This window comes from Castellaniella denitrificans (genome assembly GCF_042653765.1).
Lineage (GTDB): Bacteria > Pseudomonadota > Gammaproteobacteria > Burkholderiales > Burkholderiaceae_B > Castellaniella > Castellaniella denitrificans.
The window spans coordinates 1-23371 of sequence record NZ_JBHSEZ010000029.1; the positions used below are offsets into that span (position 1 = coordinate 1).

At 68.6% G+C, this 23371-nt stretch carries 26 protein-coding genes and 1 tRNA gene; 16 read left to right on the plus strand and 11 right to left on the minus strand.

The annotated features are described in order from the left end of the window. On the plus strand, positions 1-2456 hold a 2456-nt coding region (locus ACFO27_RS15010), incomplete at its 5' end, for a type I secretion C-terminal target domain-containing protein (protein ID WP_376818076.1). Between the two features lie 404 nt (positions 2457-2860). After that, the gene (locus ACFO27_RS15015) at positions 2861-3370 is read left to right on the plus strand and encodes an HVO_A0114 family putative DNA-binding protein (protein WP_376818077.1); all 510 of its coding nucleotides are present in this window, start codon (positions 2861-2863) and stop codon (positions 3368-3370) included. Positions 3371-3437: 67 nt separating this feature from the next. Here the strand turns inward: ACFO27_RS15015 and ACFO27_RS15020 are convergent, their stop codons facing one another. After that, positions 3438-3773, minus strand: a complete 336-nt coding sequence (locus tag ACFO27_RS15020; protein ID WP_376818078.1) for a nucleotidyltransferase family protein — start codon at positions 3771-3773, stop codon at positions 3438-3440. A 202-nt stretch (positions 3774-3975) separates the two neighbouring features. On the opposite strand from ACFO27_RS15020, the gene ACFO27_RS15025 reads away from it, so the two are divergent. The 3 genes from ACFO27_RS15025 to ACFO27_RS15035 all read left to right on the plus strand — a co-directional run bounded on the left by ACFO27_RS15025 (position 3976) and on the right by ACFO27_RS15035 (position 6740). Further along, entirely contained in the window at positions 3976-4659 is a 684-nt protein-coding gene (locus tag ACFO27_RS15025; RefSeq protein WP_323025156.1) for a transglutaminase-like cysteine peptidase, read from the plus strand. An 18-nt stretch (positions 4660-4677) separates the two neighbouring features. Continuing rightward, complete coding sequence (locus ACFO27_RS15030) at positions 4678-6576, plus strand: LapD/MoxY N-terminal periplasmic domain-containing protein (RefSeq protein WP_376818079.1); 1899 nt, start codon at positions 4678-4680, stop codon at positions 6574-6576. A gap of 89 nt (positions 6577-6665) precedes the next feature. Beyond that, positions 6666-6740: transfer RNA gene (locus ACFO27_RS15035), tRNA-Arg, on the plus strand. Positions 6741-6745: 5 nt separating this feature from the next. On the opposite strand, the gene ACFO27_RS15040 is transcribed toward ACFO27_RS15035, so the two are convergent. The 4 genes from ACFO27_RS15040 to xerD all read right to left on the minus strand — a co-directional run bounded on the left by ACFO27_RS15040 (position 6746) and on the right by xerD (position 8935). Beyond that, positions 6746-7237, minus strand: a complete 492-nt coding sequence (locus tag ACFO27_RS15040; protein ID WP_376818080.1) for an aminoacyl-tRNA deacylase — start codon at positions 7235-7237, stop codon at positions 6746-6748. 31 nt (positions 7238-7268) lie between these two features. Beyond that, positions 7269-7607, minus strand: a complete 339-nt coding sequence (locus ACFO27_RS15045) for a HigA family addiction module antitoxin (RefSeq protein ID WP_376818081.1) — start codon at positions 7605-7607, stop codon at positions 7269-7271. Between the two features lie 11 nt (positions 7608-7618). Further along, the gene (locus ACFO27_RS15050) at positions 7619-7912 is read right to left on the minus strand and encodes a type II toxin-antitoxin system RelE/ParE family toxin (RefSeq protein WP_376818082.1); all 294 of its coding nucleotides are present in this window, start codon (positions 7910-7912) and stop codon (positions 7619-7621) included. Positions 7913-8032: 120 nt separating this feature from the next. Then, positions 8033-8935 (minus strand): site-specific tyrosine recombinase XerD, encoded by a 903-nt coding sequence (xerD, locus tag ACFO27_RS15055; protein ID WP_376818290.1) that lies wholly within the window; start codon positions 8933-8935, stop codon positions 8033-8035. A gap of 252 nt (positions 8936-9187) precedes the next feature. On the opposite strand from xerD, the gene modA reads away from it, so the two are divergent. From modA to ACFO27_RS15070, 3 genes are all read left to right on the plus strand, one after another. After that, on the plus strand, positions 9188-9937 hold the full coding sequence (gene modA, locus ACFO27_RS15060; protein ID WP_376818083.1) for a molybdate ABC transporter substrate-binding protein: 750 nt from the start codon (positions 9188-9190) through the stop codon (positions 9935-9937). 4 nt (positions 9938-9941) lie between these two features. Further along, positions 9942-10640 carry a molybdate ABC transporter permease subunit gene (gene modB / locus ACFO27_RS15065; RefSeq protein ID WP_376818084.1) on the plus strand — a complete coding sequence of 233 codons (699 nt, stop codon included), beginning with the start codon at positions 9942-9944 and terminating at the stop codon, positions 10638-10640. A 61-nt stretch (positions 10641-10701) separates the two neighbouring features. Further along, positions 10702-11400 carry an ABC transporter ATP-binding protein gene (locus ACFO27_RS15070; protein WP_376818085.1) on the plus strand — a complete coding sequence of 233 codons (699 nt, stop codon included), beginning with the start codon at positions 10702-10704 and terminating at the stop codon, positions 11398-11400. 114 nt (positions 11401-11514) lie between these two features. Here ACFO27_RS15070 and ACFO27_RS15075 read toward each other — a convergent pair whose 3' ends face one another. Together ACFO27_RS15075 and ACFO27_RS15080 are read right to left on the minus strand one after the other, a co-directional pair. Next, complete coding sequence (locus ACFO27_RS15075) at positions 11515-12348, minus strand: TOBE domain-containing protein (RefSeq protein WP_376818086.1); 834 nt, start codon at positions 12346-12348, stop codon at positions 11515-11517. 79 nt (positions 12349-12427) lie between these two features. Continuing rightward, positions 12428-13336, minus strand: coding sequence for a Rossmann-fold NAD(P)-binding domain-containing protein (locus tag ACFO27_RS15080; protein ID WP_376818087.1), 909 nt, complete (start codon positions 13334-13336; stop codon positions 12428-12430). Between the two features lie 64 nt (positions 13337-13400). Between ACFO27_RS15080 and mog the strand changes: the two genes are divergently transcribed. The 7 genes from mog to ACFO27_RS15115 all read left to right on the plus strand — a co-directional run bounded on the left by mog (position 13401) and on the right by ACFO27_RS15115 (position 19586). Then, positions 13401-14030, plus strand: coding sequence for a molybdopterin adenylyltransferase (mog, locus tag ACFO27_RS15085; RefSeq protein WP_376818088.1), 630 nt, complete (start codon positions 13401-13403; stop codon positions 14028-14030). Positions 14031-14171: 141 nt separating this feature from the next. Further along, a complete protein-coding gene (fba, locus tag ACFO27_RS15090) occupies positions 14172-15236 on the plus strand; it encodes a class II fructose-bisphosphate aldolase (RefSeq protein ID WP_376818089.1) in 1065 nt (354 codons plus the stop codon). A 6-nt stretch (positions 15237-15242) separates the two neighbouring features. Then, the gene (locus ACFO27_RS15095; RefSeq protein WP_376818090.1) at positions 15243-16130 is read left to right on the plus strand and encodes a phosphoribosylaminoimidazolesuccinocarboxamide synthase; all 888 of its coding nucleotides are present in this window, start codon (positions 15243-15245) and stop codon (positions 16128-16130) included. After that, the gene (purE, locus tag ACFO27_RS15100) at positions 16127-16660 is read left to right on the plus strand and encodes a 5-(carboxyamino)imidazole ribonucleotide mutase (RefSeq protein WP_376818091.1); all 534 of its coding nucleotides are present in this window, start codon (positions 16127-16129) and stop codon (positions 16658-16660) included. The genes ACFO27_RS15095 and purE overlap by 4 nt, the downstream gene beginning before the upstream one ends. Positions 16661-16797: 137 nt before the next feature. Next, a complete protein-coding gene (locus ACFO27_RS15105) occupies positions 16798-17895 on the plus strand; it encodes a 5-(carboxyamino)imidazole ribonucleotide synthase (RefSeq protein ID WP_376818291.1) in 1098 nt (365 codons plus the stop codon). Continuing rightward, on the plus strand, positions 17885-18970 hold the full coding sequence (locus ACFO27_RS15110) for an L-threonylcarbamoyladenylate synthase (RefSeq protein ID WP_376818092.1): 1086 nt from the start codon (positions 17885-17887) through the stop codon (positions 18968-18970). The genes ACFO27_RS15105 and ACFO27_RS15110 overlap by 11 nt, the downstream gene beginning before the upstream one ends. A gap of 163 nt (positions 18971-19133) precedes the next feature. Further along, positions 19134-19586 carry a MaoC family dehydratase gene (locus ACFO27_RS15115; RefSeq protein WP_376818093.1) on the plus strand — a complete coding sequence of 151 codons (453 nt, stop codon included), beginning with the start codon at positions 19134-19136 and terminating at the stop codon, positions 19584-19586. A gap of 57 nt (positions 19587-19643) precedes the next feature. Here ACFO27_RS15115 and purU read toward each other — a convergent pair whose 3' ends face one another. From purU to ACFO27_RS15135, 4 genes are read right to left on the minus strand one after another with little or no spacing between them, the layout of a single operon-like run. Further along, positions 19644-20492 carry a formyltetrahydrofolate deformylase gene (purU, locus tag ACFO27_RS15120; RefSeq protein ID WP_376818094.1) on the minus strand — a complete coding sequence of 283 codons (849 nt, stop codon included), beginning with the start codon at positions 20490-20492 and terminating at the stop codon, positions 19644-19646. Between the two features lie 58 nt (positions 20493-20550). Beyond that, positions 20551-21081: a flavin reductase family protein gene (locus ACFO27_RS15125; RefSeq protein WP_376818095.1), complete on the minus strand. Its 531-nt coding sequence runs from the start codon at positions 21079-21081 to the stop codon at positions 20551-20553. A 7-nt stretch (positions 21082-21088) separates the two neighbouring features. Continuing rightward, the gene (gene pdxH, locus ACFO27_RS15130; RefSeq protein WP_376818096.1) at positions 21089-21721 is read right to left on the minus strand and encodes a pyridoxamine 5'-phosphate oxidase; all 633 of its coding nucleotides are present in this window, start codon (positions 21719-21721) and stop codon (positions 21089-21091) included. Between the two features lie 20 nt (positions 21722-21741). Further along, complete coding sequence (locus ACFO27_RS15135) at positions 21742-22449, minus strand: gamma-glutamylcyclotransferase (RefSeq protein ID WP_376818097.1); 708 nt, start codon at positions 22447-22449, stop codon at positions 21742-21744. 62 nt (positions 22450-22511) lie between these two features. On the opposite strand from ACFO27_RS15135, the gene ACFO27_RS15140 reads away from it, so the two are divergent. Continuing rightward, the gene (locus ACFO27_RS15140) at positions 22512-23366 is read left to right on the plus strand and encodes a tRNA threonylcarbamoyladenosine dehydratase (RefSeq protein ID WP_376818292.1); all 855 of its coding nucleotides are present in this window, start codon (positions 22512-22514) and stop codon (positions 23364-23366) included. Positions 23367-23371: the final 5 nt, after the last annotated feature.

A 23371-nucleotide genomic window follows, 5' to 3' on the forward strand; every position in this document is an offset into this window, starting at 1 on the left:
TGTCTGGCGGTGTGTACAGCTACAGCTACACGCTGACCTCGGCGACGACCGATGGCGTCGGCGTGGAGAGCGACGACTTCACGGTGAAGGTCACCGACAGCGATGGCGATGAGGCCACGGCGGGCCTGACGGTCGAGATCGTGGACGATGTGCCGACGATCGGCGATACCGTCGCCCAGGTGGAACTGTGGGGAGGCGATGGCACGATCCATGAGGTGAGCGGCACGCTCGACGGCCTGAATTTCGGGGCGGATGGTGCGCAGGATGTAGCTGTGGATGGCGCCACCACGTCGGCCGGGTATGACCCCGACGACAGTAGCTGGACGTTCACGTTCGAGGATGGCGGCAAACTGACCATTTCCACGGATGGTTCGTACACCTATACGTCATCGCAGCCGTTCCCGGGCGACAAGACGTTCGAGATCACGGTGACGGACGGCGATGGTGATACCGACACGGGCACCTTGAAGCTGGATATGCCGGACTACGCGAAGGACAGCGGCGATAACAGCGACAATGTCCTGACCGGCAGCCCCAGCGATGGCGGCGCGGATGGCTACGTCAACGACACCATCCTCGGCGACGCGGGTGGCCAGCAGATCGTACAGCAGGGTGAAAGCTACAACATCGGCATCATGCTCGATATTTCGGGAACCATGAATGCGCTCACGGGATACGACAAGGATGGTAATGCCACCAGCGGGCCGGATGGCGTGACGCGCTATGAGGCGGCTGTTAACGCGCTCTCGAATCTGCTCAACAGCTTGGAAGGCCATGATAATACGATTAATCTGTCGATCGTGACCTTTGCGACTTATGCGGAAGATCCTTTGCAAATCACCTTGAAGGATGGAGTCTACACTTATACCTATACTGAGCACATTAATGGTCGGATATCAATATCCACACAGGAATTTAATAATTTTCAGGATCTAGTCAATCGAGTTCTAAAGGATATTCCTCCCGCTTATGAAATGGACAGCCCTTTTGGGGCTACGGATCAGGGGCTAGCCGCACAGGAAATGACGCAGTGGCTGGAAGCGTTGCAAAAGGCCGGCGCTGCGGGAGATCACACCCATATCTATCTCGTGACCGATGGGAACCCTAATCCAGTAGTTGATCATGGCAGTGCCGGTATTGATGGTGATATCAGAGTCTTAAAGAAACAAATCGAGAACATGGGTGGCGGCAATCCGGATGCCGATGGTTTCCTGCATACGATCGGGATGGGTAAGGATGATCCTTCAGATCGGGAGGCCCCCAGCCGGGACAACCTTGAAAAATGGTCCAGCGACGGCACGACGCAATTCATCAACAATCCGAAGGATCTGTCGGCGGAGCTGACCGGCGGCAAGGAATGGGAAGAGTCCAACCCGATGGGCTCGGATGTGATCTTCGGCGGCGACGGGCACGACGTGATCTTCGGCGAGAACTTCATCTATAAGGTGGGGGATAATCCGACGCTCAACGGTATGGATGCGCTGCGGCAGTATGTTCTGGCCCAGGGCGTGATCGGGTTGGGCGCCGGCGGCGGTCTCACCGATGCCCAGGTGGTCGAATACGTCCGCGCCCATCCCGATGCGTTCAGTCCCGATACGCCCTTCCTGAATGCGGAGGGTGAGGTGCTCGGCAAGGGCGACGTGCTGATCGGTGGTTCCGGCAACGACACGCTGTTTGGCCAGGACGGCAACGACCTGCTGATCGGCGATGGCGATCAGAATGCGCACAAGGCGCTGAGCGATCATCTTGGCTTGAACCAGACCTGGGGCAGCCAGGGCCAGGGCAACGAAGCCAATGTCGAAAAGCTGGTCGAGCATATCCACGGCCTGGATGCCGAGGGCTTGAAGGATCTCGCCGACTGGGCCTCCACGAACCTGGGGGGAGAGCATCCGACCGGCGGCGGCGATCAGTTGTTCGGCGGTGTCGGTGACGACGTGTTGATCGGCGGTTCCGGCGATGACACGCTGAAAGGTGGCGTCGGCGACGACGTGCTGATCGGCGGCGCCGGCAACGACGTGCTGCAAGGTGGCGATGGCGACGACGTGCTGATCGGCGGTGCTGGCAACGACACGCTGATCGGTGGCCTGGGTGATGATGTCTTCGTGTGGACCCTCGGCAACCAGGGAACCACGGACAAGCCCGCGGTTGATCACATCGCTGATTTCGGCATGGGCGGCGGCGATCCCAATGGCCAGGACAAGCTGGATCTGTCCGACCTGTTGCAGATCCCCGCGGATGAAAATGACCTGACGCAGTACCTGCATGTCGCGTATGACAGCACGACTAACAGTACCGTCATCAATATCAGCACGTCCGGGGGGGTTTCCGCCACCCATTACGACCAGCAGATCGTCATCGACAATACCGATCTGACGGCGGGCTACGATGACTCTCAGGCCGACCTGATCAATAGCCTGATCCAGCAAGGCAAGCTGCAGGTCGACAGCAACGGCTAGGCGTCTCCGTTGCCGTGAAGAACAGGCCGCCCGTCCCTCATGGGGGTGGGCGGCCTTGTTCTTGTGCGGGCGGGCGATCGAGGCCTCGGTCTTGATTTGCTCAAGTCCGCGCTTGCTTCTTGAGGAAAGAGGCGCTGTCAGCGCCCTGGGGATTGAGCTCTGGGGATTAATTTTGAGGGCGCCGCGACGCTGGAAGACGTCTTTCTCGATTGATCTGGCATGTGGTGGCCTGTGATCGTTTGATCCGTCCGTAGATCCCAGTCTGGCGGAGTGGTGGTTGCATCTTCAGAATGGGGGCTTTCCGAGTCTGGCAATACAGGGGCCAATCCGTGGCAACCTTGGCGTGCCAGGCTTTTGCTGGTCGCAACCCATCAATCTTGTGCTAGTTATTATCCGGTGATAACATGAGGCCAGACCCGAACCTGGATACGCTGCTTTTGCTCGATGGCGAGTCGTTTGTGGCGGACAAGACAGGCAAACTGTGGGTCAAGTTCGATGTGAAACGGGTCGAAGCATCTGCGCAACGCCCACATGGCATCAAATATTCGCTGACGCTGATGAAAATGCTGAAGGTCGGTATCGCCTCGCTGGAGCAATACAAGGCCAGGACGCTTGCGATTGCCCGGGGCGAATATCAACCCGGGCCTGGCGAGCCCAAGGTCTGGTTCCAATCCATTGAAAGCCTGTCTCAAATCCTGTCGGACAAGAACCGGGCTTTGCTGGCGTTGATCGCTGAGACCAAGCCGCAATCAGTCAATGAGCTGGCCATGAGAGCCGGCCGGGCCAAATCCAATCTTTCGCGCACACTGCGCACGATGGAGCGGTATGGTCTGATCCGCTTCGAGAAGGGTGCCGGGCGGCAATTGGCTCCTCGAGCGAATTACTCCGGCATCTCGTTGGAAATGCCGTTCTGACCCGGAAATTTCACGAGGCGCATAATGAAACGCCGGACTGCCGGCCGTATCTGCAATGGATGCGCCGTCAGGTGGATGATGCAGCCTCTGGAGTCCAGATCAGCACTTTATGCGCTGCCACCGTTTTTTTGAAAGACTCGCTGGCAGTGGCCCAATCTACGATGTCCACCTTCCAGGGGAGATCCGACATGCTGAATTCGTCTGCGAGTGCGGTCCGGGTATCGAGCGTCAGCGGCTGCGGGCTGATGATGGCAAGGTCAAGGTCGGAATAGGGCTTGGCGGTGTGCCTGGCCCGGGAGCCGAAAGCCCAGACTTCACCTTCCGGCACGTATTTGGCCAAGATGTCCTTGATGATCGACCATTGGCCTGGCGTGACGTCGATGTTGGGAGTGCGGTCAGTCATGTCAGCCGGGCCCTTAGCTGGTCTGGCCCTTAGCTGGTCTCGCAGATAGCGCTTGACGGCGGGCCGCCGCTCCCCCATCACCGCCTCCTTGTCTTAGACGCCAATGGCAAGGCCCCTCCGACGCAGGTAGCATCCGCACAAAGATCGTGGAAATATTGCGGCGCCCCTTTCCTGGCGTCTCCATTTGTATCAAAATCCGTGCATGCCCTATTGCCAGCCGACCGCTGCCAGGGTCCGGGCCCTGTCGCGAGGGCTGACGACGCTGGTCTTGTGCCTGGCGCTGGCCTGGGGGCCGGCGCCGGCGGTCACGTTCGATCCGGGGGCGCTGGCGTCCTACGCCCGCCAGCATTACGGGGCCAAGGCCGGGCGCGCAGTGGAATCCTGGCAGGCCATGCTGGCCCAGGCCGCCGGGCTGGACGAGCAGGAAAAACTGCGCATGGCCAACGGCTTCTGGAACAACGCCCTGATCGGGGGGGAAGACATCTCCATCTGGGGCCAGGTGGATTACTGGGCCACGCCGCTGCAATCCCTGGCCAAGGGTTCCGGGGATTGCGAAGACTACGTGATCGGCAAGTATTTTTCCCTGCTGTATCTGGGCGTGGCGCCCGAGAAGTTGCGCTTCGTCTATGTGCGCGCCCAGATCGGCAGCCAGAGCATCGCCCACATGGTGCTGGGTTATTATCCGCAGCCTCAGGCCGAGCCCCTGGTGCTCGACAGCCTGGTGGACCGGATCCAGCCCGCGCACAATCGACCGGACTTGACGCCGGTGTTCAGTTTCAATGCCCAGGGGGTGTACATCCCGGGCGGGAAGCGGTCTTCGGTGGAAAGCATCGGCCGCTGGCGGGATCTGCTGTCCCGCATGCGGACCGAAGGTTTTCAGCCGTGATGGAATGAAAGGAATGTCATGTCCCTGTTGAGACAATTGTTGTTGAGCGTGACCCTGGCGATCCTGGTGATTCTGGCCGGGGCGACCCTGTTCAGTATCGGCTCGGCGCGCCAGTACCTGGATGCCCAGTTGCAGGGCCAGAGCGATTCCACGGCGACGTCCCTGGCCTTGACGCTGTCGCAGCCGTCCAATCAGGATCCGACGGTGCGGGAACTGCTGATTTCCGTGCTGTTCGACAGCGGCCAGTTCCGGGTGGTGGAATTCCTCGATCCCACGGGACGGATCCTGATTCGCCGCGAGATCGAGGACGGCCATGACGACCGGGTCACGGCGCCGAACTGGTTCAGCCACCTGCTGCCCCTGGAGCGGCACGAGGCCCAGCGCCAGGTGACCAATGGCTGGTCCCAACTGGGCGTGGTGCGGCTCCAGGCGAACGATGCCTACGCGCGCAATGCGCTGTGGGCCAGCACCGTGCGGATCGTGACGCTGACGGTGGGGGCCGGCATCCTGTGGGGGCTGTTCGTGGTGATGCTGATGCGCTGGCTGCGCCGGGCGCTGCAGGACGACGTGACGGCGCGGGTCCAGGCCATGGCGCGGGCATCGGAAGGCGACGACCTGCCGCCGGTGCGCCACCCCGCGATGGTGGAACTGCGCGAGGTCGCCCAGATCATCACGCGCACGCACGAACGGGTGCGGGCGACGGCGGCGGAACGCCAGTCGCGCATCGAATCGCTGGAGCTCGAACTGAACCAGGACGCGGTGACGGGCCTGGCCAACCGGAAATACTTCATCAACGAACTGCGCCGGCTGCTGGAGCAGTCCGAGCCCGGCCAGGGCGAGGCCGGCCATGTGATGCTGTTCCGCCAGTGCGACCTGCAGGCGATCAACCAGACCATGAGCCGCCAGGTGGTGGATCAGTGGCTGCGCAACATGGGCCAGCTGGTGCTGGAGGTGCTGCGCGAGCGGCTGGGGCCGCAGGCCTGGCTGGCGCGCCTGAACGGTTCGGACTTCGCCTTCGTCCTGCCGATGGTGCCCGGCCCGGTGGCGGTGCGCGTGGCGCAGGCCGTGGGCGAGATCCTGCAGGCGCAGCGCATCCAGCTGGGCCAGGCGGGGCTGTGCCGCTGGCGCATGGTGCTGACGGATTTCGAGCCGGGCGAGGAACTCAGCGACGTGCTGTCGCGCCTGGACGAGGCCCTGATGCGGGCGGAAAGCGGCGGCCATGCGGACGTGGAATACCTGCCGGGCGAGGATTTGCGCGGCGTGGCCGGCAGCCGGGGCGGCGGCGAGCAGGCCTGGCGGGCGCTGTTGCGCAACGCCCTGGACGAGGGCTGGTTCTCCCTGGCGACCCAGCGCGATCCGTCCGCTGGCTCCGATGAGCGCGCGCAGGGCCTGCTGACCCTGCATGAACCCGGCGCTTCGGAACCCCTGTCGGGTTATCTGTTCATGCCGCCGGCGGTGCGCCTGGGGCTGTCCGCGGCCTGCGACGTCCAGGCCATCGGGCTGGGGCTGGGCTGGCTGCGCGCGCATCGGGGGGATCTGGTGCTGCGCGTGTCGCTGGCCTCGATCCTGCATGAGGAATTCCGCGGTGAAGTCGCCAGCCTGCTGGCCGAGATGCCCGACCAGAGCGCCCGCCTGCTGATCGACCTGGATTCCTACGGGCTGGTGGCGCATCGCGCGCAGGTGGTGGCGTTCGCCTCGATGCTGCGCGAACATGGCGTGCGCCTGGGGCTGCGGCGCTTCGCCGAGCAGCCCGAGGCGCTGCTGTACCTGCACGAGATCCGGCCCGAATACATCCGCGTGTCGGGCAATCTGCTGGCCGCCCAGGCGGACAGCCCGGGCGCCCGCCGCCTGCTGGCCGCCGTCCAGGAAACCGCCCGGGAGATCGGCGCGGTGGTGGACCTGGCGGCCGGGTCGTAGGACGCGATCGCGTAGACTATAATCGCCTGCCTGCGCCGGTGCGGCCGCCTTCCCGGGCGGCCGCCGTCGCCGCGCGCTTCAGGCGCCGCGTCTCCGTAGTTAAATGGATATAACTTTCCCCTCCTAAGGGAAGATTGCAGGTTCGATTCCTGCCGGAGACGCCAGAAATCTATTCTTCCAACGCCACCGACACGGGCTTGGCGCCCAGCGCCCCGGTCAGCACGCCCGACGCCACGCTGATCAGGTAGCCCCGCCGTCCGCCATTCAGGTAGACCGTATCGTAGTCCAGCAGGCCGGCCTCGACCCAGACCGGCATGCGCTTGCGCGTGGCGAAAGGCGAAGTGCCGCCGACCTGGTAGCCCGAATGACGCTGCGCCGTCTCCGGCGCGCAGGGTGCGATCTTCTTGGCCCCGGTCTGGCGGGCCAGGTTCTTGGTGGACACTTCGCAGTCGCCGTGCATCAGCACGACCAGCGGCCGGGCCTGCTCGTCTTCCATGATCAGGGTCTTGGCGACCTGGTGCAGGGGCACGCCCAGCTGGCGCGCGGCCTCGCGCGCGCCGCCGTGGTCGACGTAGTCGTAGGGATGCTCGCCAAAGGGGATCTTCTGCTGCCGCAGCCAGTGGGTGGCGGGGGTTTCGGAGGTGTGCTTGGTCTTGGACATATGGGAAGGAACCTGCGGGCAGGGGACTCGTTCAGGCGGTCGCGCGGGATGCCGGTATCCGGAGGGAGGCGTTCGCGATGATCGGTTTGACGCTTTTCGCCTCGCGCTCGTAGGCGCGGTGGCGCACGTCCCAGAGTTCGACGGCATGCTGGATGTTGAGCCAGAATTCGGGTGTATTGCCCAGGGCCGCCGCGAGCTTGATGGCCATGGGGGCCGTCAGGGTGCCCTTGTCGTGCACGATCCGGCTCAGTGTGTTGCGATGGACCCCCATGGCGTCGGCCAGCGTGTTCAACCCGATTCCCAGGGGTTCCAGGAATTCGCTCGTCAGCATCTGGCCGACCGTGACGGGGCGCCGTTTCGTGTTTCGCATGCCGGTTCCTTTCAGGTCTGGTAGGTGTGGTCGTCGAGATAGGTGTCGGTCGCGGTACCGTCGATCCATCTGAAAATCAGTCTGTGCCGCTGGTTGATGCGGATCGAGCACCATCCGGCCAGTTTGCCGTGGAGATGTTCGAAACGGTTCCCTGGTGGCGTCTTGAGGTCGTTTTCCTGGGTGGCCGCGTCCAGAATCTGCAGTTTTCTGAACAAGGCGCCGCGGATCGCATCCGGGATCTTGCGATGGCCGGAATCATTTTCGTAAAAAGCCTCCAGCCAGGCGTCGCGGAATTCGACGGCCATTGCCATTCCCTCATGGTATGCACAATCCCATTGTGCGTCAATGTTCGTGAAACGGTGTTCACGCATCATAGAGGGGTGTGCCGCATCCCGGTGGCGGGGTGGGATGGAAATGCCACAGCCTCACGCGCGCGGATGGTGCTGCGCGTGCAGGGTCTTGAGCCGCTCGCGGGCGACGTGGGTGTAGATCTGGGTGGTGGAGATGTCCGCGTGGCCCAGCAGCATCTGCACGACGCGCAGGTCGGCGCCGTGGTTCAGCAGGTGGGTGGCGAAGGCGTGGCGCAGGACGTGGGGCGACAGGGGCACGCGGATGTCGGCCTGCAGGGCGTATTTGCGGATCAGCAGCCAGAAGGCCTGGCGCGTCATGGCGGACCCCCGGGTGGTGGCGAACAGGGCGTCGCAGGGGCGCGCGCCCAGGATGGCGGGGCGGCTTTCGCGCAGGTGGCGCTCGATCCAGTGCAGCGCCTCGGCGCCCAGGGGGACCAGGCGGTCCTTGCCGCCCTTGCCCATGACGACGCGCACCACGCCGTCGCTCAGGCTCAGATCCTGGACGTCCAGGCCGACCAGTTCGCTGACCCGCAGGCCGGTGGCGTACAGGGTTTCCAGCATGGCGCGGTCGCGCAGCCCGAGGGTGGTGCCGATGTCGGGCGCGGCCAGCAGGGCTTCGACCTGGGCCTCGGACAGGGTCTTGGGAAAGCGGGCGGGCTGGCGGGCGCTGCGCAGGCCCAGGCAGGGATCCTCGGCGCACAGGCCGCGCCGCAGCGCCCACAGGAAGAAGCGCCGCAGGGCGGCCAGGCGGCGGTTGGCGGTGCTGGCCTTGGTCTGCCGGTGCTGGGCCGCCAGCCAGGCCTGGATGTCCTCGCGCAGCGCGGATTCGGGCGGGCGGCCGTGCTCGGCGCGCAGCCAGCCGCCGAAGGCGCACAGGTCGCGCCGGTAGGCGGCCAGGGTGTTGTCCGCCAGGCCGTCCTCCAGCCACAGGGCATCCAGGAAGGCGTCGATCGTTGGAAAAGGAGAGGGCTGCGCCATGTCCGCTGGGGCGTCCGTCGTGGGCATGCCTGATTTTACCCGTCCGCGCCGGAAGGCCCCCGCGCGCCCGTCTCGCCCCGCGCTTGTCCGATGTCAATCCCGATGTCGATCATCACGCGGATCGAATGGCGGAATATATCTATATATATTACGATGAGCGTCTCGTTCGCCCGGGACGTTCATGAATCATGGGCCGGGCGAATCGTGATCTGAACGAAGATCGGAACCAAGATCGAGACCAAGGAGTCCTGCATGAAAATCCGTACCTGGGTGGCCGCGTGCGCCCTGACCTGCGTGGTGATGCCGGCCGTCGCCGGCGAAGTCCTGGTGTCGGCGGCCGCCAGCCTGACCAATGCGTTCAAGGAACTGGCGACGCAGTACGAGGCCGCCCATCCGGGCACCAAGGTGCTGACGACCTTCGGCGCGTCGGACGTGGTGCTGCGCCAGATCACCGAAGGCGCCCCGGCCGACGTGTTCGCCTCGGCGGACCAGAAGGCCATGGACAAGGCCGAGGCCGCCAAGGCCGTGGATCCCGCGACCCGGGTGAATTTCGTGCGCAACGAGGTCGTGCTGGTGGTGCCGGCCGACAATCCCCACGGGATCGCTTCGCTGGCCGACCTGAAGAAGGCGGGCGTGACGCGCATCGCCCTGGGCAATCCGGCCTCCGTGCCGGTGGGCCGCTATACCCAGGCCGCCCTGGAGAAGGCCGGCGCCTGGGACACGGTCAAGGCGCATGAGATCCTGGGCGAGAACGTGCGCCAGGTGCTCAGCTACGTGGAACGCGGCGAGGTCGACGCCGGCTTCGTCTTCGCCACCGACGCCGCGATCATGAAGGACAAGGTCAAGGTCGTCCAGGCGGTCGAAACCCCCACGCCGGTGGTCTATCCGATCGCCCTGGTGCGGCGTGACGGCCGCGCGCCGGAAGCCGCCGACTTCCTGAAGTTCGTGCTGTCGGCCGACGGTCAGGCCGTGCTGTCCCGCTACGGGTTCGCCAAGCCCTGATCCGATGAGCGGCATCTGGGTCCCGCTGCTGTTGTCGTTGAAGGTCGCCGGCTGGGCGACCGTGCTGGCGACGGTCGGCGGGATCGCCGTGGCCTGGGGATTGTCGCGCTGGACGTCGCGCTGGTGCGACGTGGTCGATGCGTTCCTGACCCTGCCCATGGTGTTGCCGCCCACGGTGACCGGCTATTACCTGCTGGTGCTGTTCGGCCGGCGCGGCTGGCTGGGGGAATGGCTGCAGTCGCACGGGATCGAGCTGGTCTTCACCTGGCAGGGCGCGGTGGTGGCCGCCGCCGTGGTGGCGTTCCCGATGGTCCTGAAGGCCGCCCGCGCGGCCTTCCTGGACGTGGACCATCGTCTGGAACAGGCCGCCGCCGTGCTGGGCGTGTCGTCCGCCGCGGTGTTCTTCCGCGTCAGCCTGCCGCTGGCGATGCGCGGCATTCTGGCCGGGGTGCTGCTGGCGTTCGCGCGCGCCCTGGGGGAATTCGGCGCCACGCTGATGGTGGCCGGCAACATCCCGGGCCGCACGCAGACCCTGTCGATCGCCATCTACGAGGCGGTCCAGGCCGGCAACGACGACACGGCCAACATCCTGGTGCTGGTGACCTCGGCGACCTGCGTCGTCATCCTGTGCCTGGCGTCCTGGCTGATGCCCGGCGGGCGCGGCGGGCGCAATGGGCGGCCCGCGCGCCGGAGCGCGTCATGAGTCCGCGGCGGTGTCGCGTCCGGTGGCCGGGCGGCGTCCCGGATCGGGGAGGCCTGTTCTCATGAGCCTGTCGGTCGACATCCAGTGCCGTGTCGGCGGCGATGGCGGTTTCCTGCTGCGGCCCCGCTGGCGCACCGACGCCCGGCGCGTGGCGCTGTTCGGGCCGTCGGGCTCGGGCAAGAGCCTGACGATGCAGGCCATCGCCGGGCTGCTGCGCCCCGACCAGGGCCGCATCGAGGTCGCCGGTCGGGTCCTGTTCGACGCCGGGGCGGGGGTGGACGTGCCGCCGCGCGACCGGCGGCTGGCTTATCTGTTCCAGGACTATGCCCTGTTCCCCCACCTGACGGTGCGCCAGAACATCGGTTTCGGCCTGCGGCGGGGGTGGCTGAACCTGCATGGCCGCCGTGCCTTGCCGGAGCGGGCGCAGCGCTGGGTGCGGGCCTTCGGCCTGGATGCGCTGCTGGACCGTTATCCGGCCGAATTGTCCGGCGGCCAGCGCCAGCGCGTGGCCCTGGCCCGGGCGCTGTCCACCGATCCGCGGCTGCTGCTGCTGGACGAACCCCTGTCGGCCCTGGACGCCGATCTGCGGGTGCGCATGCGGGAAGAACTGGCGCAATTGCAGCGCGACATCGACATCCCGACGGTGTTGATCACGCATGACCAGGCCGATGTCCAGGCCCTGGCCGACGAGGTCTTCCACATCGCCCATGGCGAGATCCAGGGCGGCGCCGAGCGTGTTGAACGAGGCGCGGGGGCCTGAGTGAGGCGGTTGGGGTCATGTTCGAATTGCGGCATCCCTCCACCTCGTGCCTTGCAAGGCACCCGGATCGGATAGGCATGAAATGGTCCGCAGTGGACCATTTCATGTCCAATCTCAATCCATCGTGCCGATCAGGACGTCGGTCGCCTGGAAGCAGGCCACGGCCAGGTCGCCGGGGGTGAGCGCGCTTCCGGGGGCGCCGGGATCGGCCAGCCCCGTGATGCGGACTTTCAGGCCGATGTCCAGGCTGATTTCCGTCAGGGTGCCGTCGTCCGCGCGGTGGCCGATGCGGCCGGTCCAGCGGTTCAGGCCTTCAGGGTCGGCGGCGGTGCCTCCGGCGGGCGGGTCGCCTGCCGCCGGGGGGCGGATGCGGACCGCCTGGGCCTTCAGGAAGGCCAGCGCGCGCCGGCCTTTCGCCAGGCCCAGCCGTTCGGTGCTGGCGTGGGTCAGCGTGGCGGCCAGGGACGCGCCTTCGTCCAGGTCCAGCCGGATGCGGTCGTTGATGCGGCCGGATTCGATGGCGCCGATGGCGCCTTCGTAGCGGTTGCGGGCCGAGGTCTGCAGCGCCATGCTGTGCAGCAGATCCAGGTGCCGGGTACCGTCGGGGCCGAAGCGTTCCAGTGCCTGCATGAAGCGCTGGTGCTCTGCCTGAGCCGCCTGGTACCAGGCGACGAGTTCGCGCGCCCGGTCGGTCAGGTGCGCCCCGCCGCCGCGCTTGCCGCCGGTGACCCGCTCGACCAGCAGGCCGCCGGCCAGGCTGTTCATCATGTCCACCGCGTCCCAGGCCGCCTTGTAGCTGAGGCCGACCTTGCGCGCCGCCGCGCTGATCGAGCCTTCGGTGCCGATGGCGGCCAGCAGGGCCATGCGCCGTTCTGTGCCCCAGCTCTGGTCGCCGCTGCGCAGGCTCAAGGTGGTGCTCAGTTCGAGTGGGGGGGGCGTGTTTGGCATGTGGGGCAGTGTACGGGGCGGGTTGGGACGGCTCAAGCGTGCATGGTACATGGAGTCTGGCGTGTCGGCCGCCGCATTCTCAGGGCGGCGGCGCGGCGGCGGCCAGGCAGGCCGCGTAGCCGTCGAGCATGTCGGGCCAGGCGGGCGTCCAGCCGCTGGCCCGCAGCCGCGCGTTCGACAGGCGCTTGCCGTCGGGCGGGCGGCTTTCGCGCGCGGGGGGCGGTCCGCCCGCCATCCGCGCCAGCGCGTCGTACAGGTCCGCCGTGGGCATCGGATGGTCGTCGGTGCCGATGTAGCAGGGCAGGGGATCGGCCAGGGCGAGCAGATGGGCGCAGGCGCGCGCCGCGTCGTCGACGTGGATCCGGTTGGCCCAGTGGCCCGGGCCGTCCGGCGCGGCGATCCTCCCGGCGCGCAGGCCGTCCGTCAGGCGCAGCCGTCCGGGGCCGTACAGGCCCGACAGGCGCAGGGCCACGCCGCGTCCGGGCAGCCGGGCATGCAGCAGGGCCTCGGCCTCCAGCATCGCCGCGCCGCGAAAATCCGCCGGGGCGGGGGGCGTGTCCTCGTCCACCCACCGATCGGCCGGGCCTTGTCCCCAGACGGCCGATGAATCGACCAGCACGCAGCGCCGCAGCCGGCCGGGGTCGGGCAGGGCGTCCAGCAGGGCGCGCAGGCCCAGGGGGTAGGCGCGGGCGTAGGCCTGGGGCGTGCGGGCGTCGGGCGCGGGGGCGTAGAGGATGTAGGTGATGGGGGCGGGCGCCGGCTCCGGATCGCCGGAAGCAGTGTCCCCGGGTGCCGGGATCGCCGCCAGCGTCCCGGCCAGGGCATCGGGATCGCCCAGGTCGGCCCGCAGCCAGCGGATCCGGGCGCCGGGCCGGGCATCCATGGCCCGCCGCCGCAGGCCGGCGCAGGTCCAGGCCCGCGGATCCAGGGCGCCGGCCGTGCGCGCGCACAGGTCGCCGCCGACCAGCAGGAGCGTATTCGCCTTCACCGGATCCTCACGGGGTCTGCACCTAATAGAATGTCCATATTCCGTCATCCGCACAGTCTATCCCATGAGCGATTCCTTCCCCCTGCGCCGCAGCCACCCCGACGAACTGATCGTGGGCCTGGTGTCCGTGTCCGACCGGGCCTCGTCCGGCGTCTACCAGGACCTGGGCATTCCCGCCCTGCGGGAATGGCTGGAATCCGCCCTGACGCGGCCGCCGCAAGTCGTCGCCCGGCTGATTCCCGACGAGCGGGCCGGCATCGCCGCCACGCTGCGCGAACTGGTGGATGAGGCGCGCTGCGACCTGGTGCTGACCACCGGCGGGACCGGTCCGGCGCGGCGCGACGTGACGCCCGAGGCCACCCTGGACGTGGCGACCCGCGAGATGCCGGGCTTCGGCGAGCAGATGCGCCAGGTCAGCCTGAAGTTCGTGCCCACGGCCATCCTGTCGCGCCAGGTGGCGGTGATCCGCGAACTGCCGGACCACGCGGCCCTGATCGTCAACCTGCCCGGCCAGCCCAAGGCCATCCGGGAAACGCTGGAAGGCCTGCGCGGCGAGGACGGCGCCGTCCTGGTGCCCGGCATCTTCGCGGCCGTGCCCTATTGCCTGGACCTGATCGGCGGTCCCTACGTCGAAACCCGCGACGAGGTCGTCCGGGCGTTCCGGCCCAAGTCCGCGCGCCGTCCGGCCGCCTGATTCCCGCGGATGCCGGCCGGGCGCGCCGCGTGCGGCGGGGTCCCGGGTCCGGCACCGGGCGGCCAGCATCGATTCCCGTTCCGCCTTAAAATCCCGGAATCCGCTTTTTCCACCATTCCATTCTCTTCTGGAGGTCCAGCCATGGCCCTGGTTTCCATGCGTCAGCTCCTCGATCACGCGGCCGAGCACGGCTACGGGATCCCCGCGTTCAACGTCAACAACCTGGAACAGGTCCAGGCCATCATGGAGGCCGCCGCACAGACCGACAGCCCCGTGATCATGCAGGCGTCGGCCGGCGCGCGCAAATACGCGGGCGAAGGCTTCCTGAAATACCTGATCCAGGCCGCGGTCGAGTCCTATCCGCACATCCCCGTGGTCATGCACCAGGACCACGGCCAGTCGCCCGACGTGTGCCGGGGCGCCATCGATCTGGGCTTTTCCAGCGTCATGATGGACGGCTCGCTGATGTCCGACGGCAAGACGATCTCCTCCTACGAATACAACCTGGACGTCACCCAGCAGGTGGTCGCCATGGCGCACAAGCTGGGCGTCACCGTGGAAGGCGAGCTGGGCTGCCTGGGTTCCCTGGAAACCATGAAGGGCGACAAGGAAGACGGCCACGGCGCGGAAGGCACCATGACCCGCGAGCAGCTGCTGACCGATCCCGAGCAGGCCGCCGATTTCGTCAAGCGTTCCCAGCTCGACGCGCTGGCCATCGCGGTGGGCACCAGCCATGGCGCCTACAAATTCACGCGCAAGCCCACCGGCGACATCCTGTCCGTGCAGCGGATCAAGGAAATCCACGCCCGCCTGCCCAACACCCACCTGGTGATGCACGGCAGCTCCAGCGTGCCCCAGGAACTGCTGGCCGAGATCCGCCAGTTCGGCGGCGACATGAAGGAAACCTACGGCGTGCCCGTGGAAGAACTCCAGGAAGCCATCAAGTTCGGCGTGCGCAAGGTCAACATCGACACCGACATCCGCCTGGCCATGACTGGCGCGATCCGCCGCTTCCTGGCGGAAAACCCGTCCAAGTTCGATCCGCGCGAATACCTGAAGCCGGCCCGCGAGGCCGCGAAGAAGGTCTGCCTGGCGCGCTACGAGCAGTTCGGCACGGCCGGCCATGCTTCCAAGATCAAGCCGATCCCGCTGTCCGACATGGCCGCGCGCTACGCTTCCGGCGAACTCAAGCAATTGGTGAAATAAACCTACATGAAGGCCCTGCTCCAATCCTCCATCGAGTCGCTGCCCCTGCTGGGGCGCGGCAAGGTCCGCGACATGTACGCCGTGGGCGAAGACAAGCTGCTCATCGTCGCCACCGACCGGATCTCGGCCTTCGACGTGATCCTCGACGATCCCATTCCCGGCAAGGGCCAGGTCCTGACGGCCCTGACCGAATTCTGGCTGGGACGCCTGGGGCACCTGATTCCCACGCATGCCACCGGCATCGCGCCGGAAGACGTGGTCGCCCCCGGCGAACGCGAGCAGGTGGCCGGGCGCGCCATGGTGGTCAAGCGCCTGGAACCGATCCTGGTCGAAGCCGTCGCGCGCGGCTACCTGATCGGTTCGGGCTGGAAGGACTACCAGGCCACGGGCGCGGTCTGCGGTATCGGCCTGCCGCCGGGGCTGCGCCAGGCCGAACGCCTGCCGGAGCCGATCTTCACGCCGGCGGCGAAGGCCGAATTCGGCCAGCACGACGAGAACGTCGATTTCAACTACGTCGTCGCCCAGGTGGGCGCCGATCTCGCGGCCGAACTGCGCCGCGTCACGCTGGCCCTGTACGCCGAGGCCGCCGAATACGCCCGCGGCCAGGGCATCCTGATCGCCGACACCAAGTTCGAGTTCGGCCTGGACGCGCGCGGCACGCTGCATCTGATGGACGAGGTCCTGACGCCGGATTCCTCGCGCTTCTGGCCGGCGGACGGCTATGCCGTGGGCATCAGCCCGCCGTCCTTCGACAAGCAGTTCGTGCGCGACTGGCTGGAAACCCAGGACTGGGACAAGACCGCGCCGGCGCCGCGCCTGCCGGCCGACGTGCTGGAGCGCACGGCGGCCAAGTACCGCGAGGCCCTGGACCGCCTGACCCGGGGCGCGGCATGATTCCGTCCGCATCCGCGCCCGCATCCGGCGCGGCGCCGGCTCCGGTGGTCGGCCTGATCATGGGCTCGTCCAGCGACTGGGACGTGATGCGCCACGCGGCGGCGGTGTTCGACGAATTCGGCATCGCCCACGAAGCCCGCGTCGTGTCCGCGCACCGCATGCCGCTGGACATGGTCGAATACGGCGCCCAAGCGGTGGAACGCGGGCTGCGCGCCATCGTCGCGGGGGCGGGCGGCGCGGCCCACCTGCCCGGCATGATGGCGGCGCTGACGCCGGTGCCGGTGTTCGGCGTGCCCGTGCCCTCGCGCTACCTGCGCGGCGAGGATTCCCTGCTGTCCATCGTGCAGATGCCTCGCGGCGTGCCGGTGGGCACCTTCGCCATCGGCGAGGCGGGCGCGGCCAACGCCGCCTTGCACGTGGTCGCCAACCTGGCCATGACCGACGCCGCGCTGCTGCGCAAACTGCAGGACTACCGCGCGCGCCAGACCGGGGCCGCGCGCGCCATGGTCGTGCCGCCGGAGGCGTCATGAGCGTGCCGCCGGATACGGGCGCCGCGACGCGGCGGGCGGCCGGCGACGACGCATCCCCGGCCGCCGCGGCCTGGGGCGCCGCCCCGCTGCCCCCCGGCGCCTGGCTGGGCGTGCTGGGCGGCGGCCAACTGGGCCGCATGTTCTGCCAGGCCGCCCAGGCCCTGGGCTACCGGGTGGCGGTGCTGGACCCGGCCGAATCCTGTCCGGCGGGCATGGTGGCCGACGAGCACATCCGTGCCGCCTACGACGACGCGGCCGGGCTCGACCGGCTGGCGCAGCGCTGCGCCGCCGTGACCACGGAATTCGAGAACGTCCCGGCCGACAGCCTGCGCCGCCTGGCGCGGTCCCGGATCACGGCGCCCTCGGGCGACGCCGTGGCGGTGGCCCAGGACCGGCTGGCGGAAAAATCCTACATCCAGGCGGCGGGCGTGCCGGTGGCCGCCCATGCGGCCATCCATTCCGCGGCCGACCTGGACGCCTGTCCCGACGGACTGTTCCCGGGCGTCCTCAAGACCGTCCGCTTCGGCTACGACGGCAAGGGCCAGGCGCGCGTGGCCTCGCGCGACGAGGCCCGGCAGGCCTTCGGCGCGCTGCGCGGCGTGCCGTGCATCCTGGAAGCCCTGCAGCCCCTGGACTACGAGATCTCGGTGGTGGTGGCGCGCGACCTGCGCGGCCGCGCCGTCAGCTATCCTCCCTCGCGCAATGTCCACCGGGACGGCATCCTGGCGCTGTCGGTCGCGGACGGCTCGGTGCCGGCCGATGTCGCCGACCGGGCGCGGGGCCACGCCCTGTCCCTGGCCGACCACCTGGATTACCACGGCGTGCTGTGCGTGGAATTCTTCGTGCTGCGCGACGGCCGCGTGCTCGCCAACGAGATGGCGCCGCGCCCCCACAACAGCGGCCACTATACCCAGGACGGCTGCCTGGTCAGCCAGTTCGAGCAGCAGGCGCGCGTCATGGCCGGACTGCCGCTGGGCGACACCGCCCCGCTGCGGCCGGCCGCCATGCTCAATCTGCTGGGCGACCTGTGGTTCGACGCGCAGGACCGGCGGCGCGAGCCGGACTGGGCGGGCGTGCTGGCGGTGCCCGGCACCCGCCTGCACCTGTATGCCAAGTCCGAGGCGCGGCGCGCCCGCAAGATGGGCCATGTGAACATCCTCGGCGCGGACGCCGCGCAGTTGCGCGAGCGCATCGCCCAGGTGTCGGCCGTGCTGGGGCTGCCCGATGCCGGCTGACCCGCGCGCGGATGCAGGGGCTGCGGCCCCGCCTGGAGCGGACGCGGAGCGGGCCGAGGCCGGCCCCGATCAGATCCTGGAAGCGGCCCAGCGGCTGGCCCAGGGCCGGCTGGTGGCCTTCCCGACCGAGACTGTCTACGGACTGGGCGGCGACGCGGAAAACCCCGAGGCCGTCGCCCGCATCTACGCCGCCAAGCGGCGGCCGGCCGATCACCCCGTCATCGTCCATCTGGCGCCGGACACGGATCCGGGCTATTGGGCGGCCTCGATCCCGTCCCAGGCCCGGCTGCTGATGGCGGCCTTCTGGCCGGGGCCCCTGACCCTGATCCTGCCGCGCGCGGCCCGCATCCCGGACGCGGTCAGCGGCGGCCAGGACAGCATCGGCCTGCGCTGCCCCTCGCATCCGGTGGCGCAGCGGCTGCTGCATGCCTTCTCCGTCCTCAAGCCGCATGGCCGCGGCGGGGTGGCGGCGCCCTCGGCCAACCAGTTCGGCCAGGTCTCGCCCACGCGCGCCGAACACGTGCGCGCCGAATTCCCTCACCTGGACGGGCAGGCGCTGATGATCCTGGAAGGCGGCGCTTCGGAAGTCGGGATCGAATCCACGATCCTTGACCTGTCGCGGCTCGACCGGGGCGTCGGTCCCGTGCTGCTGCGGCCCGGTCATGTGACCGCCACCCAGATCGCCGAGGTGCTGGGCGTGGCGCCGGCCCTGCCCGACGCGGCGGCGCCCCGGGTGTCCGGTTCGCTCAAGGCGCACTATGCGCCGCGCACGCCGGTGTCCCTGGTGACGGCGGACGCCCTGGCCGGCTGGGTCCGGGGCGCAGGCCTCCCGGCGGCCGCGGGCCGTCGCGTGGCCGTGGTCGTCCTGGATGCGGCGCCGGGGACGGCGCCCGCCGGAGCGGAATGGATCGTCCTGCCGGCCGACCCGGCGGCCTACGCGCGCCGCCTGTACGCCTTGCTGCGCGAACTCGACGAAGCCGGCTACGACCGCATCCTGCTGCAGCGCCCGCCGGCCGGGCCGGCCTGGCAGGGGGTCAACGACCGGATCACGCGGGCGGCGGCGGCGTTCGGCTGAGCGCGGGGCCGGTTCCGGGCGATCCCGCGCGCCGGGACCGGGATGTTCGCCAACTCGCGGGGTCCACGCTACACTGTCCGGTCGCCGTGCCGGCGGGTGTCCCCCTGGCCCTGATTTTCGCGTCGGCCTCGCTGGCCGGGCGACGCTTTCCGGAGTTGGACTGATGAAATTCAAGGAATTCGAACCCGGCCTGGTGATCCATCACGGCCCGGTCACCGTGGACGAGGCCGAGATGCTGGCCTTTTCCCGCGCCTACGATCCCCAGTGGTTCCACGTCGATCCCGAACGCGCCCGCGCGGGCCGCTGGGGCGGCCTGATCGCCAGCGGCTGGATGACCTGTGGCCTGGCCATGCGCATGGCCGTCGAAGCCGCCCTGCACGATTCCGAATCGTTCGGCTCGCCGGGCCTGGAACGCCTGCGCTGGATGCATCCGGTGCGCCCGGGCGACCGGCTGCGCCTGGAGGCCACCGTGGATTCCAAGCGCATATCGTCCACGCGCGACGACCTGGGCATCATCCGCTGGACCTGGCGCCTGTTCAACCAGGACGGCGCCCAGGTGCTGGAAGTCGAGGCGACCAGCCTGTTCGAGCTGGAATTGCCGTCCGGCAAGGCCTGAGCCGGGCCGGCCGCGCGCGGTCCGGCGGGCGTCCTCGCGGCGCCCGCCCGGCGGACTTCAGCGGAACACCACCGTGCGCCGGTCGTTCAGCAGGATGCGGTGCTCGACGTGCCAGCGCACGGCGCGCGACAGCACCACCGATTCGATGTCGCTGCCGATGCGCGTCAGGTCGCCGGGGCCCATGGCGTGGTCCACGCGCTCGATGTCCTGCTCGATGATGGGGCCTTCGTCCAGGTCCTCGGTCACGTAATGCGCCGTCGCGCCGATCAGCTTCACCCCGCGCGCGTGCGCCTGGTAGTAGGGCCGCGCGCCCTTGAAACCGGGCAGGAAGCTGTGGTGGATGTTGATGGCGCGGCCTTCCAGGGCGCGGCACAGTTCCGGCGACAGGATCTGCATGTAGCGCGCCAGCACGACCAGGTCCACCCGCTCGCGTTCGATCAGTTCCAGGATCCGTGCTTCCTGCGCGGCGCGGGTGTCGGCCGTCACGGGCAGGTGGTGGAAGGGCAGGCCGTGGGATTCGGCCAGCGGGCGGAAATCCGGGTGGTTCGACACCACGCCGGCCACCTCGGCGGGCATCTGCCCGCCGCTCACCCGGAACAGCAGATCGTTCAGGCAATGGCCCTGGCGGCTCACCAGCACCAGCAGCCGGGCCTTGCGGGCCGCGTCGTGGAACTGGCATTGCATTCCGAATCGCTCGGCGATGCCGGAGAAATCGTCCGTCAGGGCTTCGACCGCCTCGGCGGCGGGCAAGGCGAAGTGGACGCGCAGGAAGAATCGCGACGAATCCGGATCGCCGAACTGCTGGGCGTGGACGATGTTGCCGTGGTGCTTCAGCAGCCAGCCGCTGACGGTATGGACGATGCCCATGCGGTCGGGGCAGGAAAGGGTCAGGATGTAGTCGTGCATGGCGTGTGTCGAAGGCGGCGCGGGGCCGGATCGCCGGAAAGGGGGGCGTGTCGTCCGGCTAGTTGCGGGAAAGGGGTTCGCTGCCGGGGGTCAGCTCGAAGTCGCCCGCGTGGTAGATCAGCGGCGACAGCAGCTGGCGGTGGCAGTGCTCCACCTGGCCGACGAAGATCGTGTGGTCGCCGGCCTCGTGGCGCTGGGTGTTGTGGCACTCGAACCAGGCGGCGCAGCGGGTGTCCGCCAGCATCAGGGTGCCGTTGGGCGCGCGCTCCAGTTCCAGGCCGGCGAAGCGCTCGGCCTGCGGGCCCTTGGCGAAGCGCCGGGCCAGGTCGACCTGGCCCGCCGACAGCACATGGATGACGTAGCGGTCCAGCGCCTTGAAGGCCGCCAGGGAGGCGGCCGTGTGCGTCAGCGTCCACAGCACCATCGGCGGTTCCAGCGAGACCGAGCTGAAGGAGCTGATCGTCAGCCCCAGCGGGGCGCCGGTGTCGGGGTGTTCCGCCGTGATCACGGTGACGCCGGTGGGAAACCGGCCCAGGGCCGAGCGGAAGAACAGGGCCGGGAAATCGGCGGGTGCGGGCTGAGGTCGCATGAGGGCTTCAGGGCGCGATGCGGCCGAGCGCCCAGTCGCCTTCGGCGTCGCGCGCGTAGACCAGACGGTCGTGCAGGCGGGAAGGCCGGCCCTGCCAGAATTCGACGCGGGTCGCTTCCAGCCGGTAGCCGCCCCAGTGGGGCGGGCGGGCCGGGTCGTCGCCCAGTTCCCGGGTCAGTTCGGCCACGCGTTCGGCCAGGGCCTCGTGGGTGATGGGCCGGCTCTGGGGCGAGGCCCAGGCGCCGATGCGCGATCCCAGGGGGCGGCTGGCGTAGTAGGCGTCCGACTCGGCCGCCGGCACGGGGCTGACGGGGCCTTCGATGCGCACCTGCCGTTCCAGCTCGGGCCAGAAGAACAGCAGCCCGGCCTGGGGGTTGGCGGCCAGCTCCAGGCCCTTGCGGGACTGGTAGTTGGTGTAGAACACGAAGCCCCGGGCATCGAAGCCCTTGAGCAGCACGATGCGCGCCGAGGGCCGGCCGGCCGTGTCCGCCGTGGCCAGGGTCATGGCGGTCGGTTCGTGGACCTCGCTGTGCAGGGCCTGTTGGAACCACTGGTCGAATTGGGTGTAGGGGTCGGCGGCCGCGGCGGATTCGAGCAGTTCGAATTTCTGGTAGGTCTGGCGGATATCGGCGATGGACATGGTGTCTGGGCGGGAGAGGGTCAGGGGGCGTGCCGCAGCGCCTGCGCGATGGCGCGCAGGCGGCGGTCGGTGATGCCGGCGGCCTCCAGGGCGTCGGCGGTTTGCAGTACGTATTCGGTGCAGGGGCCGTAGCGCCCGTGCCCCTGGCGCACGATGGCGACGATCCGTTCGATGGACAGGCCCGTCACGTAGCCCGCGTCGCGGCGGTCCATGGTGAAGACCAGGCCGGGGACCGGGCCGGATTCCGTGTGGCAGTTCAGCCAGCGCGGGATGTAGGACGCGCTGGGCATTTCCCGTTGCCACAGGGGGCCCAGGATGTCCAGCGCCCGGTCGCCGGCGATGCGGTAGGCGGTGCCTTCGCAGGAGCCGCCCAGGTCCAGGCCGAACACCAGGCCGGGCCGTTCGGGCGTGCCGCGGTTGATGCGCGACCACAGGCACAGGGCGCGGTGGTAGCCGTGGATGCGCGCCCGGCGGGCTTCCAGGTGATCGAATTCCGGCCGCCAGACGAGGGACCCGTAGCCGAACACCCACAGGTCGGAACGGCCGTCCCAGTGCCGCAGGGTCTGGCCGATGGACGCCTGGTGCCAGGCCTCGTCGCGCAGATGGAAGGCTTCCGGCGGAGGCGGAAGCTGGCTGGCGCGGGCGGCGGGCGTGTTCACGGAGGGCGGGCGGCGTGGGGAAAGGGACAAGCCCGTATTGTAGAGGACTTGCGCGGCGGGGCGGCGCATGGACTTATCCGGGGATTCCCCTGGCTAAAATGCGGAATCTTCCTTTTTTCTTCGTCGCCACGATGTCCGAACCCCTGTCCGCCGATTTCACCGATGCCGATGCGGACGCCGCGCGCCGTTTCGGCGGCCTGGACCGCCTGTACGGCGACGGCGCCCGGCAGGCGCTGGCGCGGCTGCGCGTGGTGGTGGCCGGCATCGGCGGCGTGGGCGCCTGGTGCGCCGAAGCCCTGGCCCGCTCGGGCGTGGGCGCGCTGACGCTGGTGGACCTGGACCACGTGGCCGAATCCAACATCAACCGCCAGGTCCATGCCCTGGGCAGCACGCTGGGGTGGGCCAAGGTCGCCGCCATGGCGGACCGCATCCGCGACATCAATCCGGCGTGCCGCGTCGAGTGCGTCGATGACTTCATCGGTCCCGGCAATGTGGACGCCATCCTGTCGGGGCCGCCCGGCGCGCTGCTGGACTGCACCGACCAGGTGACGGCCAAGATCGCCATGATCCTGCGCGCCCGCGCGGCGGGCTGGCCGATGCTGGTGTGCGGCGGGGCGGGCGGCAAGACCGATCCGCTGGCGTTGCGGGCCGGCGACCTGTCGGTCGTCACGCACGACGCCCTGCTGGGCCGGGTGCGCCAGGAACTGCGCCAGCGCCACGGCTACCCCAAGGGCGGGGCGGCAGGCGGCAAGCCGCGCCGCCGGGTCCCGCGCATGGGGGTGCATTGCCTGTGGTTCGACCAGCCGGTCGTGCTGCCCGCGGCATGGCAGCGGGCGGCCGGCACCGGGCCCGCGCCGGCTGCCGCGCCGCAGGGCCTGTCCTGCGCGGGCTACGGCTCCGCCGTGGCGATCACCGCCACCATGGGCATGGCGGCGGCCGACTGGGCGGTGCGCCAGGGGCTGGCGGCGGGGCCAGTTTCAAGTTGAGGCAT